The sequence below is a fragment of the Natribaculum luteum genome (assembly GCF_023008545.1).
Lineage (GTDB): Archaea > Halobacteriota > Halobacteria > Halobacteriales > Natrialbaceae > Natribaculum > Natribaculum luteum.
In genome coordinates, this window is sequence record NZ_CP095397.1 from 2,549,592 (window position 1) to 2,565,442 (window position 15,851).

At 65.3% G+C, this 15,851-nt stretch carries 18 protein-coding genes, 1 tRNA gene and 1 pseudogene; 13 read left to right on the forward strand and 7 right to left on the reverse strand.

Going from position 1 to position 15,851, the window contains the following annotated elements; genetic code table 11:
* Nucleotides 1-200: 200 nt before the first annotated feature.
* Nucleotides 201-1,025, reverse strand: coding sequence for an IS5 family transposase (locus tag MU558_RS13155; protein WP_246966781.1), 825 nt, complete (start codon nt 1,023-1,025; stop codon nt 201-203).
* 72 nt (nt 1,026-1,097) lie between these two features.
* On the opposite strand from MU558_RS13155, the pseudogene MU558_RS13160 reads away from it, so the two are divergent.
* A pseudogene (locus MU558_RS13160) lies at nt 1,098-1,706 on the forward strand (AIM24 family protein); the annotation flags it as partial.
* A 132-nt stretch (nt 1,707-1,838) separates the two neighbouring features.
* The gene (locus tag MU558_RS13165) at nt 1,839-3,017 is read left to right on the forward strand and encodes an MBL fold metallo-hydrolase (RefSeq protein WP_246966783.1); all 1,179 of its coding nucleotides are present in this window, start codon (nt 1,839-1,841) and stop codon (nt 3,015-3,017) included.
* Between the two features lie 15 nt (nt 3,018-3,032).
* Here the strand turns inward: MU558_RS13165 and MU558_RS13170 are convergent, their stop codons facing one another.
* The 3 genes from MU558_RS13170 to MU558_RS13180 all read right to left on the reverse strand — a co-directional run bounded on the left by MU558_RS13170 (nt 3,033) and on the right by MU558_RS13180 (nt 4,720).
* The gene (locus MU558_RS13170) at nt 3,033-3,374 is read right to left on the reverse strand and encodes a glutathione S-transferase N-terminal domain-containing protein (RefSeq protein WP_246966785.1); all 342 of its coding nucleotides are present in this window, start codon (nt 3,372-3,374) and stop codon (nt 3,033-3,035) included.
* Nucleotides 3,367-4,158: a M14 family metallopeptidase gene (locus tag MU558_RS13175; protein ID WP_246966788.1), complete on the reverse strand. Its 792-nt coding sequence runs from the start codon at nt 4,156-4,158 to the stop codon at nt 3,367-3,369. The genes MU558_RS13170 and MU558_RS13175 overlap by 8 nt, the downstream gene beginning before the upstream one ends.
* A gap of 70 nt (nt 4,159-4,228) precedes the next feature.
* On the reverse strand, nt 4,229-4,720 hold the full coding sequence (locus tag MU558_RS13180) for a DUF309 domain-containing protein (RefSeq protein WP_246966790.1): 492 nt from the start codon (nt 4,718-4,720) through the stop codon (nt 4,229-4,231).
* Between the two features lie 147 nt (nt 4,721-4,867).
* On the opposite strand from MU558_RS13180, the gene MU558_RS13185 reads away from it, so the two are divergent.
* From MU558_RS13185 to MU558_RS13210, 6 genes are all read left to right on the forward strand, one after another.
* On the forward strand, nt 4,868-5,017 hold the full coding sequence (locus tag MU558_RS13185) for a hypothetical protein (RefSeq protein WP_246966800.1): 150 nt from the start codon (nt 4,868-4,870) through the stop codon (nt 5,015-5,017).
* Between the two features lie 214 nt (nt 5,018-5,231).
* Nucleotides 5,232-5,314: transfer RNA gene (locus MU558_RS13190), tRNA-Leu, on the forward strand.
* Between the two features lie 162 nt (nt 5,315-5,476).
* Complete coding sequence (locus MU558_RS13195) at nt 5,477-6,292, forward strand: inositol monophosphatase family protein (protein ID WP_246966802.1); 816 nt, start codon at nt 5,477-5,479, stop codon at nt 6,290-6,292.
* A 60-nt stretch (nt 6,293-6,352) separates the two neighbouring features.
* Nucleotides 6,353-7,474 (forward strand): DUF63 family protein, encoded by a 1,122-nt coding sequence (locus MU558_RS13200; RefSeq protein WP_246966804.1) that lies wholly within the window; start codon nt 6,353-6,355, stop codon nt 7,472-7,474.
* Between the two features lie 100 nt (nt 7,475-7,574).
* On the forward strand, nt 7,575-8,435 hold the full coding sequence (locus MU558_RS13205; protein ID WP_246966806.1) for an NOP5/NOP56 family protein: 861 nt from the start codon (nt 7,575-7,577) through the stop codon (nt 8,433-8,435).
* On the forward strand, nt 8,428-9,060 hold the full coding sequence (locus tag MU558_RS13210) for a fibrillarin-like rRNA/tRNA 2'-O-methyltransferase (RefSeq protein WP_246966807.1): 633 nt from the start codon (nt 8,428-8,430) through the stop codon (nt 9,058-9,060). Before MU558_RS13205 ends, MU558_RS13210 begins: the two co-directional genes overlap by 8 nt.
* 76 nt (nt 9,061-9,136) lie before the next feature.
* On the opposite strand, the gene MU558_RS13215 is transcribed toward MU558_RS13210, so the two are convergent.
* Complete coding sequence (locus tag MU558_RS13215; RefSeq protein WP_246966809.1) at nt 9,137-9,601, reverse strand: universal stress protein; 465 nt, start codon at nt 9,599-9,601, stop codon at nt 9,137-9,139.
* A 140-nt stretch (nt 9,602-9,741) separates the two neighbouring features.
* On the opposite strand from MU558_RS13215, the gene MU558_RS13220 reads away from it, so the two are divergent.
* Entirely contained in the window at nt 9,742-10,824 is a 1,083-nt protein-coding gene (locus MU558_RS13220) for a glutamate--cysteine ligase (RefSeq protein ID WP_246966811.1), read from the forward strand.
* Between the two features lie 62 nt (nt 10,825-10,886).
* Nucleotides 10,887-11,447 carry a helix-turn-helix domain-containing protein gene (locus MU558_RS13225; RefSeq protein WP_246966813.1) on the forward strand — a complete coding sequence of 187 codons (561 nt, stop codon included), beginning with the start codon at nt 10,887-10,889 and terminating at the stop codon, nt 11,445-11,447.
* 18 nt (nt 11,448-11,465) lie between these two features.
* On the opposite strand, the gene MU558_RS13230 is transcribed toward MU558_RS13225, so the two are convergent.
* Nucleotides 11,466-12,566, reverse strand: a complete 1,101-nt coding sequence (locus MU558_RS13230; RefSeq protein WP_246966815.1) for a M24 family metallopeptidase — start codon at nt 12,564-12,566, stop codon at nt 11,466-11,468.
* A 117-nt stretch (nt 12,567-12,683) separates the two neighbouring features.
* Between MU558_RS13230 and MU558_RS13235 the strand changes: the two genes are divergently transcribed.
* A complete protein-coding gene (locus MU558_RS13235; RefSeq protein WP_246966817.1) occupies nt 12,684-13,559 on the forward strand; it encodes a COX15/CtaA family protein in 876 nt (291 codons plus the stop codon).
* A 37-nt stretch (nt 13,560-13,596) separates the two neighbouring features.
* Here MU558_RS13235 and MU558_RS13240 read toward each other — a convergent pair whose 3' ends face one another.
* Complete coding sequence (locus MU558_RS13240) at nt 13,597-14,088, reverse strand: metal-dependent hydrolase (RefSeq protein WP_246966819.1); 492 nt, start codon at nt 14,086-14,088, stop codon at nt 13,597-13,599.
* Nucleotides 14,089-14,302: 214 nt separating this feature from the next.
* Between MU558_RS13240 and MU558_RS13245 the strand changes: the two genes are divergently transcribed.
* Together MU558_RS13245 and MU558_RS13250 are read left to right on the forward strand one after the other, a co-directional pair.
* Nucleotides 14,303-14,872 (forward strand): peroxidase-related enzyme, encoded by a 570-nt coding sequence (locus tag MU558_RS13245; RefSeq protein WP_246966821.1) that lies wholly within the window; start codon nt 14,303-14,305, stop codon nt 14,870-14,872.
* A 143-nt stretch (nt 14,873-15,015) separates the two neighbouring features.
* Nucleotides 15,016-15,606, forward strand: coding sequence for an AsnC family transcriptional regulator (locus MU558_RS13250; RefSeq protein WP_246966823.1), 591 nt, complete (start codon nt 15,016-15,018; stop codon nt 15,604-15,606).
* Nucleotides 15,607-15,851 lie beyond the last annotated feature (245 nt).

Sequence of the window (15,851 nt, forward strand, 5' to 3'; positions counted from 1 at the left end):
CCGAGAATAAGCCGCTGTCTGTGCGTCATTCCCACAATGTGACTGTTAAAGTATCATTAGAACTATCTGTGTAGGCAACATGAACCTTGGCTGGAGTCATGGACTTACAAGAGTTCACGCGTTCCAATGCGCCTGACGACGGTGGCGATGGATTTCAGAAAGAGAACAATCTGCTCTGTTGAATAGATGCTGAGTCACGGTTACAGCGGTTCACACAGCGATTCTATGTTAATGATAGCGAACATCAAGACAATTTCACGGAACTGCCGATACCAGCCGAGCGCTCGCACGGCGTCGCCGAGCGAGCGCTTGGTTGTCGAGTACGACGTTTCGGCCATCCACCGCTGAGAGTAGCCTTTTGCCCGGTTGAGCGCGTTGTTCAGAGCTGCTTTCGGTGATGATCCACGATAGTGAACGAGGTACTCAACGTCATATGCGGCGATCTCGTACTCGGTGTGCCAGTCTTGGAAGCCATTGTCGGCGGCGACGGACTGCAGGTCGTCCGCGTTTCGGCGGACGACCTGCGGTCCGGTCTTCGTATCATGCTTCCACCGTGCTGTGATGTGAACGTCAAGAACCGCAAGCGATTCCACATCAGTTAATGTCGTCACTTTCAGCGTCTGTACGGTACTTCCCGACCGCTGGCGGAAGTACGACGACGCACGGCGGCGGTCGAAAAACGTGCTGTCGAGAGCGGCGTGTCCAGATTGCGGGTGCTGCTGCGCTGAAACGCGCAGCAGCGCCCGCCACACCCACATTTTCAGCCGGTCGAATGATTTGTAGATCGTGCTGTAGTCCGGCAGATCGTCCCGATCTAAGCCGAGCGCTTCACGAATCTCAGTCATATACTTCAGCCGATTCGGCGTTTCACGGTAGCTGTGGCCTTCTTCGAGCCGAAAGCAGTGCAGAACGACGTGGACCCAGCGGGCGAACCCGCCGCTGGCGGGCTCGCCCGCATGCTTCCCCAACGCTTGTTTAGCTAGGTCACGACACTGCTCAACGAAGTCGAGGATATCGAGTTCCATAGGACAGAACCGAATTCCTCGGCTTCATCCTTCTAAACTAGTGATATCGGCTGATTAGATCGCTATTCAACAGAGCAGAACAATCGTCTTCTGGATATCTCGCTCGATGGTGCGGTGATGGTCAAAGCTGGGTCGATGGTCGCGTACACCGGCGATATTACATTCACGGGAAAATCGTCGGCCGAAGGTGGTCTCACCGGATTCGTCAAGGAGGCGGTGAGTGGCGAGGGAACACCCGTGATGGAAGCCGAAGGAAGCGGCCATCTGTACATCGCCGAGCAAAGCAAGAAAGTCCAGGTGCTCGATCTCGACGAGGGTGAGGCGATATCTGTCAACGGAAACGATGTCCTTGCGTTCGAGTCGAGCGTCGAGTACGAGATCAACACCGTCAGCAGCATTTCGGGGATGGCTGCTGGGGGCCTGACGAACGTCTTCCTCTCTGGTCCCGGCGAAATCGCGATCTCGACGCACGGCGATCCGCTCGTGATCACGCCGCCAGTCTACACGGATCCCGACGCGACGGTCGCATGGAGCGCCAACCTCTCGCCGTCGTTCGAGGTGAACAAGATGTTCGAGATCGGACAGACCTCCGGCGAGTCGATTCAGATGGAGTTCACCGGCTCGGACGGATTCGTCGTCGTCCAGCCCAACGAAGAGGGATCCGTAACCCAGGCTCAGTGATTGCTAGTATCGTGTCGGGCGTTACCAAGTATTCACACTATTTGTTCATTTTTCGCTGCTGGGTGCAAAATCGGCAACAACAAAGTGCTGGGGAAGGCGTAATACGAAGTGCAACGTAAGTTATCATCGACCATGGTACAGTCAATCACAGCCGAGGAGCTTCGAGACAAGATCGACACGGACGATGACTTCGTCCTCTTCGACAACCGCAACGCCGAGGACTACGAGAACTGGCACATCGGCGGCGCGAAGAATGTCGAGTACTCCGCCAGCGACGACGAACTGATCGGCGACTTCGATCAGTATCGCGAGGACGTAGACGAGGACGACGCGATCGTCTCGGTCTGTGCCCGCGGCAAGGCCTCGAAGGCGTTCGCCGAGTGGCTCGAGGAGCGAGGTTACGAGAACGTCACGTCGGTCGCGGACGGCATGGAAGGCTGGGGGCAGGTCTACGACGTCGTCCCGATCGCCACGCGAGACGACGACGTCGAGATCCTGCAGGTCCAGCGCCGTAGCAAGGGCTGTCTTGGATACATCGTCGGCTGTAAGCGGACCGGCGAGGCCGCAGCGATCGACGTCACCCGGCACCGTCAGGAGTTCGTCGACGCCGCTCGCGATCACGGCTTTTCGATCACGGCGATCCTGGAGACTCACATCCACGCCGATCATCTCATGATGGGCGGGCGCAAACTGCGCGACGAACTCGAGGTGCCCTACTACCTGGGCAGCGAGATCGAGACGCGCGACCCGCAGTTCGAGTACGACCCCGTCGAACCCAACGGCACCGTCGAAGTCGGCGAGATCACGATCAAGGGAATCCACACGCCCGGCCACACCACGGGGTCGACGAGCTGGCTGATCGAGGACGAGGCGGTCATGACCGGCGACACCCTGTTCGTCGAATCCGTCGGGCGGACCGAACTCCAGTTCGAGGGCGAAGACGCAGAAGACGCGTCGGCAGTCCTCTACGACACCCTCCAGACGCTCATGACGCTGCCGGAGACGGTGAACGTGCTGCCGGGGCACTTCAACGTCACCGACGACGGCCGATACGTCGGCGTCACGCCCGGCACGCCGATGACGGCGACGATCGGGCGCATCCGACGACACAACGAGATGCTCCAGATGGACAGAGACGAGTACGTCGAGGCGGCGTTCGAGAACATCCCCGAGAAGCCGCCGAACTACGAGGAGGTCATCGCGACCAACGAGGGCAAACGCGAACTCGAGAGCGACGAGGAGGCCGAAGAACTCGAACTCGGTCCGAACCGGTGTGCGGCGACCGAAGACAGCGTCGTCGCCGACGATTGAATGCCAACGCCCGCACTATCCGAAGTCGAAGAACGACCGGAGACGCGCCAGCAGTCCCCGATTCGGATCGACGCCGTCGGGGTAGTCGTAGGTCTCCTCGAGGTACGCCACGATGTCCGAACTCTCGGCCAGGCCGTCGAGGCCGGTGTTCGGGTCGACGAGGACCGGGACCTCCGTCTGACCGCTGAGTTCGGCGACCGTCGTTCGGTTCGCGTGACGACGCGGCACGTCGTGGGTGACGTACTCGAGGTCGAGCAACTCGAGGCGTCGCTCGACCCGCCGGCAGTACGGACAGCCGCGGAGCACGTATAGCTCGAGCGGCTGGTGATCGTCGGCGCTGGGCGTCTGCTCACCCATGGGTCGTCGAGATGACGTCGACTTTCTCTGCGGCGTACCCGAAGACGTCCTGGTAGCCGTTCGGTGACATGAGGACGGGGTAGAACGGCTCCTCTGCGATCCGTGTGTTCCCGTCGGCGGCCGCGTACGGATCGCCGGGATCGACGCGCTGGAAGTTCTCGACGAACACCTCGTAGGAATCGGCGTGGTCTTTCGCGATGCGATCGACGAGCCGGTAGACCGGGAGTTCTCTGCTGACGGTGTCGCCGGGCAAGGCGTCGACGGCGGTCAGGAACGCTCGAGCCAGCCGATCCGCGTTCTCGGCGGCGGTCTCCGTTCCCTGGAGACCGCACTCGACTTCGATCGTCTCGATCCGGGTGAACAGTCGTCCCTCGACGAAGTCGTCGGTCTCGACGAGCGACGTGACCGGCAACTGCGAACAGAGGTCGCGAGCGAGGTCCGTGACGGTCTCGACGACGGCGAACGGGTCGGCGTGACTCTGTGTGGAGTGCATCGAGAAGGTGAGACAGTCCTCGAGTTCGGCCGCGAGTTCGTATGCGAGCCGTCGCTCGTGCGTCTCGGCGTCCGGATCGCCTGGAAACGCACGGTTCAGGTCTTCGTGGACGTACCGCTCCTGGCGACGCAGGGCGCGTTCGTTCGCGACGACGAGTTTAACGGGACGAGTGACCGAGGGCCGTTCGTCGAGCAGTCGCTGCACGGCCCGGACGCCACAGGGTTCGTCGCCGTGGACGCCGGCGAGGATCGCGACCTCGGGCGTCCCCGTTCCCAGCTGTGCCACTCTCATCGTCCGTTCTATCGGCGGCGTGAACAAAGGCGATTCGATCTCCCGTCGCTCGCGTGCGGGTTCGTGCGACCTACGGACCGTGCTCGAGCAACTCGGCGTACTCGTAGTCGACCGCTCGAGCGGTCGGCCGCCTGCCGTCGAGAGGGATCTGCCAGCCGTCGAGGGTAGCGGGATCCTCGAGTGCGTTCGTGAGCGTGGTCCGTACCTCGAGGAGGTCGACGCCGTAGTAGTCGCGGGGAACGCCGTGGAAGTACTGCAACGCGGTGCGAAACAGCGAGCGCATCCCGTCGTCGTTCTCGAAGTCGACGCGTTTGTACGCGCCGGCGGCGACCTGGACCATTCCGTGGAGGAACGCGCTCTCGGTCGTTCCGCGGCCGTAGTTGTACCACTCGTCTTCGAAGCAGTCGTGCGATTCGTGGAACGCACCCGAGTTGTAGAGACGAACGCCGTGGACCGTCGCCCGGCGGAGCGTGCCGTGTTCCCAGCGGTCGTCCGACTCGAGCCACCCCGTCGGATCGCCGTCGGGTGGGTCGACGGTCGGATCGTGGGTGTGTTCGTCCATATCCCGAATACGGGCGTCGAGCGGGTAATTCCGTCGGTCGCGTCGAGAGGCGGCGACACGCGAGGCGCGCGACGGACGAGGAGCCGTGAATTCTCCGGGCGAAGCGTTTACCCGTTGGTGCTCGTCACTAGCGACAGTGAGAGACGAATGCGACATCCAATCGGCCGGTGTGAGCGCTGTGGCGAGCGCCTCTACGGGCACGTCGACGGCGGCAGCCTGTGTCTGAACTGCGGGAAGCGTCGTCTCGACGACGAAGACGAAAACGACGGCAAGGCCGTCCTCCTGCCGACGGCTTGATACGGGCCGCCATACGTCAGTTCCGGCACAACTGCAGCCCGCCTGCGGTTGTGTGGGTAAATCGTTACGGCAGACCGTATGAGACGGCCGGGCCCGAGATCTCGAGTGGCATCGCAGCCGTGTCGACGCACGAGGGGGTAGCTCCGGTCACGTCTCGAACGCACGAGGAAAATCGGGCCATTTAACCGTCATTGCCGACTACAGTCGCTCGCGTGCGAGGGTAGCCAAGCGGCCAACGGCGGCGGACTCAAGATCCGCTCTCGTAGGAGTTCGTGGGTTCGATTCCCTCCCCTCGCATCGCAGTGCGCCACACTGCCGCGGCGCGCCAGATGCGGAAGATCCGACGGAGCGATCTTCCCTCGCAAAGCTTCTCGAGGTGCTGCCCGGATAGCCCCACGGCCGTCTCGCGGCGGTCCGGAACCACAGCGCCTTTGCTCGCCCGGAGAGCCACGGCTAGCAATGAGTTCTGCTGATCGGTACGACCGCCGGGCCGACCTCGCGGTTCGTGCTGCCGACGCCGGCGCGTCGGTCGCACTCGAGGCGTTTCGAACGGACCTCGCGGTCGAGCGCAAGGGCGAGAAGACGGACGTCGTCACGCAGGCGGACCGAAATGCCCAGCGGGCCGTGATCGACGCCATCTGCGAGGAGTTTCCCGACGAGCCGATCGTCGGCGAGGAAGACGACGAGCGCAAGACGGTCCCGCGGGAGGGGCCGGCCTGGATCGTCGATCCGATCGACGGCACGAACAACTACGTTCGCGGGATCCACCTCTTCGGGACCGCCGTCGCCGCCGTCGTCGACGGCGAACCCGTCGGGGCGGCCATCGTCTTGCCGGCGCTCGGCGACACCTACCGATCCGGCCCGGACGGCGTCTTCCTGAACGACGCGCCGCTCTCGGTCAGCGATCGCACCGACCCCGAGACCTGCGTCGTCTGTCCGACCATCTGGTGGGACTTCGACCACCGCGAGCAGTTCGCCGCGGCGAACCGTGCCATCTTCGAGCGGTTCGGCGACATGCGCCGGCTGGGCTGTGCGCAGGCCTCGCTGGCGATGGTCGCCGCCGGGTCGCTCGATGGCGTCGTCACGAACGTCGAGCCCCACCCCTGGGACACCGTCGCCGGCGCCCACATGATCCGCGAGGCTGGCGGCACCGTCACCGACCTCGAGGGCGAGCGCTGGCGCCACGACAGCCGCGGGCTGGTCGCCTCGAACGGCGAGGTCCACGACGAGGTCCTCGAGGCGGCCCGCGAGATAGACGGCAACACACGCAACTGATAGCGTCGCCGTTCTCGAGAAACCGGAAACGGTAAGCGGCCGCCTTGCAGGATATCGGTTATGGAAGAGTACATCGACCGGGTCGGTGCCGAACGGCTCTGGGCCGCGGTCGTCGGAGCGCTCGCGGCAGTCGTCGTTCTGGGGGCGCTTCTGTTTCCGCAACGGGTGTACGTCGAGATCATCTGGCAGTACTTCTGGGGGCCAGTCGTTGCCGACGCCCACAGCTGGGGCTGTGTCGCGTGGAACGGCGGGTCGCCGGTCGAGTGTGCGCCGGGGACGACCGGTCCGACGGCCTCACCGGGGTACACCTTCGTCTCGTACGCCGGCTACATCCCGACGCTCGTTTTGTTGCTAGTCGGCGTCATCTTCCTCGTCCGCCGGCTCGGCATCGAACGCTACCGGGCGGGCTTTTACGCGCTGTTCCCGTTCATGCTGTTCGGCGGCGCACTGCGCGTCGTCGAGGACGCGAACGCGGCGGCGTTTCGCGAGACTGGCCAGATGGCGATCGACCTCCCGTGGTCGGGCTTTATCATCAGCCCTCTGATCTACTTCACCGTCTTCTTCGTCGCCCTGGCCGCAGTCTTCCTCTCGGTGTGGCTCGACAGAAACGACTACGTCAGCGGCTACGAGTACCCGCTGGTCGGGATCGGGACCACCGTTCTCCTGCTCACGGTCGGCTACCTGGGCTACGTCACCGCGACCGAACCGTACGCGACGTTCTACCCGATGGTCGCGGTCATCGTCCTCGTCGGTGCGACGCTGGTGACGGCGATCACGTGGGTCGCGATAGAGGAGTTCGCACCCGAACTGAACCGCGGGACGCGATATATGGGACTCGTCGTCATCTGGGCCCACAGCGTCGACGGCGTCGCGAACGTCGTCGGACTCGACTGGGCGACGAGTCTCGGCCTCCCGTACAACCTCACGCCGAAACACCCGATCAACGCGGCGATCGTCGACGTCACTGGCTCGGTGCTCCCCCAGTCGATCGTCGACGTGACGGGCGCTGCGTGGCCCTTCCTGCTCGTGAAAGTCGCCGCGGCGGTGTTCGTCATCTGGATCTTCGACGAGACCGTCTTCGAGGAGAGCCCACGGTACGCCGTCCTCTTGCTCATCACCGTCGTCGCCGTCGGTCTCGGTCCCGGGACGCGCGACATGCTCCGGGCGACGTTCGGCGTCTGAAGATCGACGTCGGACCGCCGTCTCGAGTCGCTTCGCTCGCACGCTCGAGTCACCCCCGTAGAACGCGGGCTTTAATCGCGCCGGGCGGGAACGGGCGGGTATGACCGACACCGAGGCCGAGGGATGGTTCGCGGCCGCCGACCGCGACGACGAGGCCGAACTCGTCGCCGCCGTCCGCGACGGCGACGCGAGCGAGCCCCGAGACTGGCCCCGTCTCGCGATCGAGGCAGGCTTCGTCGACGACGAGGCGGAGTACTACGACGCTCTCCACGAGGTGACGACGGCGGCGACGAGCGCGGTCGTGACCGAACGCGAGCGAGCCGACGACCGCCAGCTGGTCCACGCGGTGCGGGCGATGGACGACTGTCGGCGCACCGCCAACGAACTGGCCGAACGCCTCGCCGAGTGGGCGGGGACGATCGACGAGGACGCGGAAACCGGCGTCGAGTACGCCCGCGACCTCGCCGGGCGGACGCCAGACCCGGGCGAGGAACGGGTCGTCTCGCTGGCCGCCAGCGTCGCCGCGCTGGCCGACGAGGCAGAGGACCTCGAGGCGTTCGTCGAGCGAGAGACGCCGTCGATCGCCCCCAACCTCGCCGCGCTCGCGGGACCGACGCTCGCGGCGCGGTTGATCTCCCTCTCCGGCAGTCTCGAGAAACTGGCGAAACAGCCGAGTGGTACGATCCAGGTGCTCGGGGCCGAGGACGCGCTGTTCGCCCACCTCAGGGGCCAGGCACCATCGCCCAAACACGGGATCATCTACACGCACGACGCGGTGTGCGGGACTCGCCCCGAAGACAGGGGTTCTGCCGCGCGTGCGCTCGCCGGCAAACTCGCGATCGCCGCCCGGATCGACCACTACTCGGGCGACTACCGGCCCGAACTCGAGGCCGAACTCGCCGACCGGATCGAGACGATCCAGGCGCGGGCGAGCGACGACAGAGGTGAGGACGGTGCGTGATCTCCCGGCGGGCGTCGAGCGTCGCGAGATCGACGGCCAGGAACGACTCGCGACCCAGGGAGAACCGGTCTACGGCGAACCGACCGACGGGGAATGGCGGGCGTGGGACCCGACCCGCTCGAAACTCGGCGCGATGTTCGACCTCGAGATGGACGTCGGCCTCGAGGGCGGCGAGACGGTTCTCTACCTCGGCGCGGCCAGCGGGACGACGGTGAGCCACGTTGCGGACTTCGCGGGGCCGACCTACGCCGTCGAGTTCGCCGCCCGTCCCGCGCGAGACCTGCTCTCGGTCGCCGAACCGCGGTCGCGGCTGTTCCCGCTGTTGAAAGACGCCCGCAAGCCCGCGACGTACGCCCACGTCGTCGAGTCCGACGTCGACGCGATCGTCCAGGACGTCGCGACTCGCGGGCAGGCACGCGTCGCACTCGAGAACCGGCAGTTCCTCGCCGACGACGGGCGGCTCCTCCTCGCGGTGAAAGCCCGGAGCGAGGACGTCACCCGCGATCCCGGGGACGTCTTCGACGACGTCCGTGCGGAACTCGAGGACGGCTACGAGATCCTCGAGACGCGACGACTCGACGAGTACCACGTCGACCACCTCGGGATCGTCGCGCGGCCGCGGTGAGCGGTGACCGGTGACCGGCGAGCAGTGACCGCTCGAGTTCGAGCGCGACGAAGCAGATCGATCGACGACCGAGCGGTTACTCCATGACGTCCAGGTCGCGGAAGTAGGTGACAGAACAGGGCGCAGAGAGGATGATCTCCTTGGAGACCGAACTGAGGACGGCCCGCTGTGCCGGCGACCCGCGCTGGCCGGCGATGATCATCCGATCCGCGTCGACGTCTTTCGCGAGGTCGACGACCCCCTCGTCGACCTCGGAGCGGATGCCCCGAATCTCGGTGTCGACGCCAGCGTCTTCGAAGGTCGACTGCAACTCCCCGACCGGCGGGCGCTTTTCGGCGACCTCGTCGGGGTCGACGTCCTCGACGCGCTCGTCGAACCCGAGGCGCTCGCGGAACTCCTCGTACTCCGCTGTGGTGAACGCGTGTCCGATCACGACCGTCGCGTCGAGCGGCTCGGCGAGTTCGAGAGCCGTCTCCGCGAGTTCGTCCGCACGCACCGTGTCCATCGGCCCGACGGCGAGCAGGATCGTCTCGATTGCCATACCCTCACGTGCCGAGTCCACTCGCTTAAGCGTTCTCGTCGCCGCCAAATTTCAGTTCTGACGAGGTGTCGCTGGCGTCGATCCGATCGGTCCGGGCGACTCCAAACCGTATTTATCGCCGGAGACGAAACGGGGAGACGATGGAACGGGGGTCGCCGGAATCGTTCACCCGAATGGGCACGCTGGGCATCGAAGAGGAGTGTTTCGTCGTCGACGAGCGCGGGCGGCCCACGAGTGGCACCGACGAACTCGTCTACGAACACGACCCGCCCGAGCTCCTCGAGGAGCGACTCGACCACGAACTGTTCAAGTTCGTGATCGAGACCCAGACGCCACTGATCGAGGACCCAGGCGGCGCGCGAGAAGCCCTGCTCGACGTGCGGGAGGCGCTGGTCGAACACGCCCGCGAACACGGCTTCGAGATCGCCGCCGCCGGCCTCCACCCCCTGGCGAAGTGGCGGGAACTCGAGCACGCGGAAAAACCCCGCTACCGGTCGCAACTCGAGCGCATCCAGTACCCCCAGCACCGCAACACCACGGCGGGGGTCCACGTACACGTCGGCGTCGACGACGCGGACAAGGCGGTCTGGATCGCCAACGAACTGCGCTGGTACGTTCCGGTCATGCTCGCGTTATCAGCGAACTCGCCGTACTGGAACGGCTTCGACACCGGCCTCGAGTCCGCGCGGGCAAAGATCTTCGAGGCACTGCCGAACACGGGCATGCCCACGTGCTTCGAGGACTTCGAGGCGTTCGACACGTTCGAGCGACGGATGCTCGAGACGGAGTCGATCAACGATCGCGGCGAACTCTGGTACGACGTCCGCCCGCACACGGGTCACGGCACCGTCGAGATCCGAACCCCGGACGGACAGGCCGACCCGGACGTCGTGCTGGCGTTCGTCGAGTACTCCCACGCGCTCGTCGAGGCGCTCGCCGAGGAGTACGAGGACGGCGCGCCCGGTCACCAGCATCGCCGCGAACTGCTCGACGAGAACAAGTGGCGCGCCATCCGGCACGGCCACGACGCCTCGTTCATCGCCCGCGACCTCGAGGGGACGGTCGATCTCGGCGAACTCGTCGACCGGGAGTGTGAACGCCTCGGGATCGACGGCATCAAGCGGGTATACGAGCGCGAGAGCGGCGCGAGCAGACAGCGCCGGCTCCGCGAGACCGAGGGCGTCGACGCCCTCTGTGAGTCGCTGCTTCTCCAGACCGAGTGACGGCGCCTGCTCCGCAAAGGTTTAACTCCGCGCGAAACTTCGTCCCTCACGAGAGGACACATATGGATTCAGACGACATCGACGAGCGCCGGGTAGACGATCCCGAGCCGCTCTCGGACGACGAAGACGGGGTCGAGCCCGCAGACGGGATGAGGGGCACCGCAGTCGAGGAGGTCGACCAGCGAATCGTCGACCTGCTCTCGTGGATCCTCGATACGGAGACGCGAGCGAAGATCTACGTCCACCTCCTCGCAAATCCCGGGAGCACGTCCGAAGAGATCGCGAAAGGAACGGGACTGTACCCGAGTACGGTCCGCGAAGCGCTCGCGGAACTGCACGACGAGGAGAAAGTGCGCCGCGAGAAGCGGGCGAGCGAGGGGGCCGGTAACAACCCCTACGAGTACACGGCGATCCAGCCGAGCGAACTCGTCGGCGGCGTCGTCGACCAGGTCCAGCGGGAACTCAACACGATCTTCACTCTCGATCGCGTCCTCGAGCGCGAGACAGTCGACGAGGAGTTCGACGACGACGTCGAACCCGTGACGATCACGGTCGACGACGCCGAGTCGACCGGCCAGAGTGACGAAGACGACGAACCCGAGTCCGGCGTCGACGAGGAGTAACTGTCGTAGTCGGGTCGCTCACTCTGCTCCGAGTTCGAGCACCGCCGGCCGCTCGAGCTCGAGGTCGAGGTCGGCGTCGACGGCAGAGGCCGTCCGGGTGGGCCACTCGTCGGTGCTCGTCAGGACCTCGAACCCGTCGTCGGTGACGAGGACAGTGTCCTCACTTTTCGCGCCCGAGACGGTCGGATTCCAGGCGTAGGCCATCGGGAGCTCCACGGTCGCCTCGTGGCCGGGCGTCGCGATCCACTCCCGCCCAGCGTAGCCTGCGGCCCCGCCCTGGTGGTGTCGCTCCCACTCGCCGCCGTGGCCGAGGTCGTCGTAGGCGTCCTGGATCGCGGCGAAGACGTCGCCGGCCGTCCCGCCCTCGGTCGCTGTCCGCCGGGTCGCCGCGAGTGCCGTCGTCTCGACGCGTGCCGCGGCCGCGTGGCGCTGCTCGAGCCACGACGGCGGATCGAACGCGACCGTCCGTGTACAACTGGCGTGGAGGCCGCCGCGTTCGGCCGTCACCGAGACGAGCGCGTAGTCACCGAGTTCGGCTTTCGTCGGCGTGTAGTGGCGGTACTGCGTCGCGCGTTCGGAGCCGCCGACGAGGATCACGGGTGCTTCGATCTCTCGTGCGGACAGCGCCACGCGCAGTGCGGCGGCGACCTCGTGTTCCGAGTCTCCCGGCTGTAACTCGCGACAGACCGATTCGACGGCAGCGGCGGTCTCGAGGCCGAGTCGCCGGTAGCGGTCGATGTCGGCGTCGGTCAACGGCTGTCGGAGCGTCGTCGTATCCACCCGTTCGAACCCCGGCACGTCGAAGTCGGCAGCGGCGGGACCGTCGACGGCGGCGGCGAGCGCCTCCGCAAGCGACGATTCGTACCACGGGTACGTCTCGACGGTCACGTCCTCGAGGGCGGGCAGTTCCTCGGCACCGATGCGGTCGGCCTCGATCGTGTTCGTCAGCACGCGACAGTTGGTGCCGTCGTAGCCGACGGCGGCGACGCCGACGTCGCCCTCGCGGTCGACGACGTTCGACCCACCGGTCAGCCACGCGAACGCGTTCGGCCGTGCGAACCAGACCGACGCCAGGTCCTCGCGCTCGAGGTACGCCTCGAGTCGCTCGAGTTTGTCCATGGGAGGGGGTAGTACGGGGCGTTCTTGAATGCGACGAAGGGACAGACGGTCGATTCCAGGATCGTGGGAGAACACGGACAATCTAAGTACGGCCGTTCCTAACTCACCGCTAGATCCGTGTCGTACGACAGTCATACGCCCGATTCGTCCGCTCGTCCGTCGATCGACCGGTTCGGGTTTCCACATTTGCTCGCCACGACGGTCGTCATGGTGGCGGCGACGATCCTGCTCGGCGTCGCCGCGAAGGCGACCGGGTCGGGACTCGCCTGTAACGCGAACTGGCCACTGTGTGACGGCGGGTTGCTCAACCTGTTTCCCGCGACGTTCCCGAGTTTCTTCGAGTGGATCCACCGCGTCGTCGCGGGGACCGCCGGCTTCTTCATCGTCGGAACGGCGGTCGCCGCGTGGCGCGGCGGTGCTGCGAGCGCCTGGATCAAGTACGCGCTGACGCTCGGACTGCTCTTGACGCCCGTACAGGTACTGCTCGGTCGCGAGACCGTCCTCAGCTACGAGTTGACGATCCTCTCGCTGCACTTCTGGACCGCGATGACCATCTTCGTGCTGTTCGTCGCCTCGGCGGTGGCCGTCTGGTCGTCCCGACTCACGGCGACGCACGTCACGGCCGCCCTCGGACTCGGTGCGGCGACGGTTCCGGTACACGTCGTGTTGAGTCCACTGTTCATCGGGACCTACACGCCGGTCATCCAGACGGCACAGTACGCCGCTACGCTCGTGCTCCTGTCGGCCGTCGCCGTCGCAGCGATCGTCGGCCCCCGACGGTTCGACGGACGACGCGTAACCGGGCTGCTGACCGTTACGCCGGTGATCGCCTTCCTCGTGCTCCTGTTCGGTCGCCGCGCCGTCATGGCATTCCAGGCCGAACTCGACCTCGTCTACGTTCTCACCGCCGTCGTGCTCTTCGGGACGATGCTCGTCGGCGCGTACCTCACTCGAAAAGCGCCGGGACAATCCCCGGACGTGGTAGCGTCGTAAACTCGAGGGCGACGCCGACTGCGCGACGGGCTCGTTTTCAGCCGACGACAGTGACGATTCCCACGCCGGCCAGACTCGTGACGACGCCGAGTGCGAGCAACAGGTAGTTCGCGATCGGGTTCGCCGCCCGGGTCAACTGCAGCGTGTAGTGTCGGTCGGACACCGGCCAGAACGGCCGGATGCCCATCGGCGTGATCGCATCCGCGAGGAGGTGTGAGACGATCGCCAGCGTGCCGACGACGAACGCGAACGCCACGGTCCCCACGTCGGCGACCGGTGACGAGGTGCTGACGAATACGGCCGTTACGCCGGCGAGACCGGCCCCGACGAGCAGGGCGAACAGTAGCGTGTGCGTCGGTCCCCGGTGGTCGATCATCGGCAACTGGTGGTCGGAGTCGGGAACCGTCGAGAGCGACACGGCGACGAAGGCGCCGACGATCGCGACGGTTCCGTAGCCGGCGAGCGCCGCGACCACGCCGAGTGGCGTGTACGCGAGCAGTGCCGCGCCGACGTGACCGGCTCGATACATCTGGACCACGAGAGGGACCAGGCGAGCATAAATCCACCGTCGTCGTCGTGAACGAATTTCGAACGCGTGGCCAGTTTTACGGACACGGGACGTCGGTCTTTCGCTCACCCACACCAGGCAGGGTCGTCTTCGAGAACGACCGCTCGAGCGGGGACGAATCGTCGAGAGAACGACATCAACGAACGTTATAGTCCCGTCGCGTGATAGTCCCCGTATGGGTAACACAGACCCGATGACCCGATTCCCCGTCCCGGACGTCGACGACCTCCCCGACGACGTGCGAGAACGCATCGAAGAGGAGACCGAACGCGCCGGGTTCACGCCGAACGTGTTCCTGGCCTACGCGTATCGGCCCTCACACTTCCGGGCGTTCTTCCAGTACTACGACGCGCTCGTCGAAGACACCGACCTCACGAGAGAGGAAGTCGAGATGATCGTCGTCGCCGTCTCCGGCGCGAACGACTGTTACTACTGCAACGTCGCCCACGGCGCGTTGCTGCGACTCTACGGCGACGATCCGCACCTCGCCGACCAGCTCGTCTCGAACTACCGGAACGCCGACATCAGCGACCGACACCGGGCGATGCTCGACCTCGCCGTGACGCTCACGGAAGCCCAGGCGACCGTCGAGGAAGACGACCTCGAGCGCCTCGAGGCCCACGGCTTCAGCCGCGAGGAGATCTGGGACGTCGGCGCGGTCGCGGCGTTTTTCAACCTCTCGAATCGCATGGCACACCTCGCGGACATGCGACCGAACGATGAGTTCCACACGCTCGGCCGCTGATAACGATCGCTGCGAGTCGTTACCGCCGCAACCGCGACCCGGCTTGCGGTTGCGTCGGCAACCAGTCACAGCAATCATTATGACGCCGGCGTGCCGACGGCGACTGCGAAAGCCGTAAACGGGCGACAGCCCTGCGTTCACACATGACGACCCTAGACGAGACGGACCTCGAGATTCTTCGGCTGCTCGTCGAGGACGCACGCCGTCCGTACAGCGACATCGCCGACCACGTCGGCCGTTCGGCGCCGACGGTGTCCGACCGCATCGATCGGCTCCAGGAACTGGGCGTCATCCAGCGGTTCACGGTCGACCTCGACCGCTCGACGTTCTCCGACGGGATCGAAGTCCTCGTCGACCTCGACGTTCGCCCCGACGAGAACACCGGACTCGACTCCCGGCTCGCCGCCGCAGACTGGGTCGAACACGTCATCGCGACGGCCGACGGCCGCCTGCTCGCCGTCGCGACCGCCCGCCCCGACCGGATCCGGACGCTGCTCGCCGAGGCGATCGACCTCGAGCGCGTCGACTCCTACCGCGTCCAGTTGATCGAACAGCGACGCTGGTCGCCCTCGATCGGCGACGCGACGCTCGCACTCGAGTGCGTCGAGTGTGGCAACCCCGTCACCGGCGACGGCGTCTCGTCCGAACTCGATGGGCAACGGTATCACTTCTGCTGTCCGACCTGTCAGTCGCGCTTCGAGGAGCGCTACGAGACGCTCTCGGAGTCGGCGTAGCGTGCGTTCACGGGCTGTCGCCCGACGATCCGTCACACGGTCGTCGAGATAATACGTTCTGGCTGACTGGTATATAAACGACTTCGATATCTAAGCGACCCTTTCTTCCGGATATCAAACGATGTGAAACTGAATGGAGTCAGATTTCGTACTACTATGCGGGTGACGAGGACGACCGAAAGTGCGAGCGGATACCACAAGTGTCTCGAGCGTAGACGTATCACCTCGACGGAGGCGATACGGCC

Excerpts from the sequence above, each read along its gene's own strand:
- MU558_RS13155 (WP_246966781.1), bottom strand. The coding sequence starts at position 1,025 with ATGGAACTCGATATCCTCGACTTCGTTGAGCAGTGTCGTGACCTAGCT.
- MU558_RS13165 (WP_246966783.1), top strand. The coding sequence starts at position 1,839 with ATGGTACAGTCAATCACAGCCGAGGAGCTTCGAGACAAGATCGACACG.
- MU558_RS13170 (WP_246966785.1), bottom strand. The coding sequence starts at position 3,374 with ATGGGTGAGCAGACGCCCAGCGCCGACGATCACCAGCCGCTCGAGCTA.
- MU558_RS13175 (WP_246966788.1), bottom strand. The coding sequence starts at position 4,158 with ATGAGAGTGGCACAGCTGGGAACGGGGACGCCCGAGGTCGCGATCCTC.
- MU558_RS13180 (WP_246966790.1), bottom strand. The coding sequence starts at position 4,720 with ATGGACGAACACACCCACGATCCGACCGTCGACCCACCCGACGGCGAT.
- MU558_RS13185 (WP_246966800.1), top strand. The coding sequence starts at position 4,868 with ATGCGACATCCAATCGGCCGGTGTGAGCGCTGTGGCGAGCGCCTCTAC.
- MU558_RS13195 (WP_246966802.1), top strand. The coding sequence starts at position 5,477 with ATGAGTTCTGCTGATCGGTACGACCGCCGGGCCGACCTCGCGGTTCGT.
- MU558_RS13200 (WP_246966804.1), top strand. The coding sequence starts at position 6,353 with ATGGAAGAGTACATCGACCGGGTCGGTGCCGAACGGCTCTGGGCCGCG.
- MU558_RS13205 (WP_246966806.1), top strand. The coding sequence starts at position 7,575 with ATGACCGACACCGAGGCCGAGGGATGGTTCGCGGCCGCCGACCGCGAC.
- MU558_RS13215 (WP_246966809.1), bottom strand. The coding sequence starts at position 9,601 with ATGGCAATCGAGACGATCCTGCTCGCCGTCGGGCCGATGGACACGGTG.
- MU558_RS13220 (WP_246966811.1), top strand. The coding sequence starts at position 9,742 with ATGGAACGGGGGTCGCCGGAATCGTTCACCCGAATGGGCACGCTGGGC.
- MU558_RS13225 (WP_246966813.1), top strand. The coding sequence starts at position 10,887 with ATGGATTCAGACGACATCGACGAGCGCCGGGTAGACGATCCCGAGCCG.
- MU558_RS13230 (WP_246966815.1), bottom strand. The coding sequence starts at position 12,566 with ATGGACAAACTCGAGCGACTCGAGGCGTACCTCGAGCGCGAGGACCTG.
- MU558_RS13240 (WP_246966819.1), bottom strand. The coding sequence starts at position 14,088 with ATGTATCGAGCCGGTCACGTCGGCGCGGCACTGCTCGCGTACACGCCA.
- MU558_RS13245 (WP_246966821.1), top strand. The coding sequence starts at position 14,303 with ATGGGTAACACAGACCCGATGACCCGATTCCCCGTCCCGGACGTCGAC.
- MU558_RS13250 (WP_246966823.1), top strand. The coding sequence starts at position 15,016 with ATGACGACCCTAGACGAGACGGACCTCGAGATTCTTCGGCTGCTCGTC.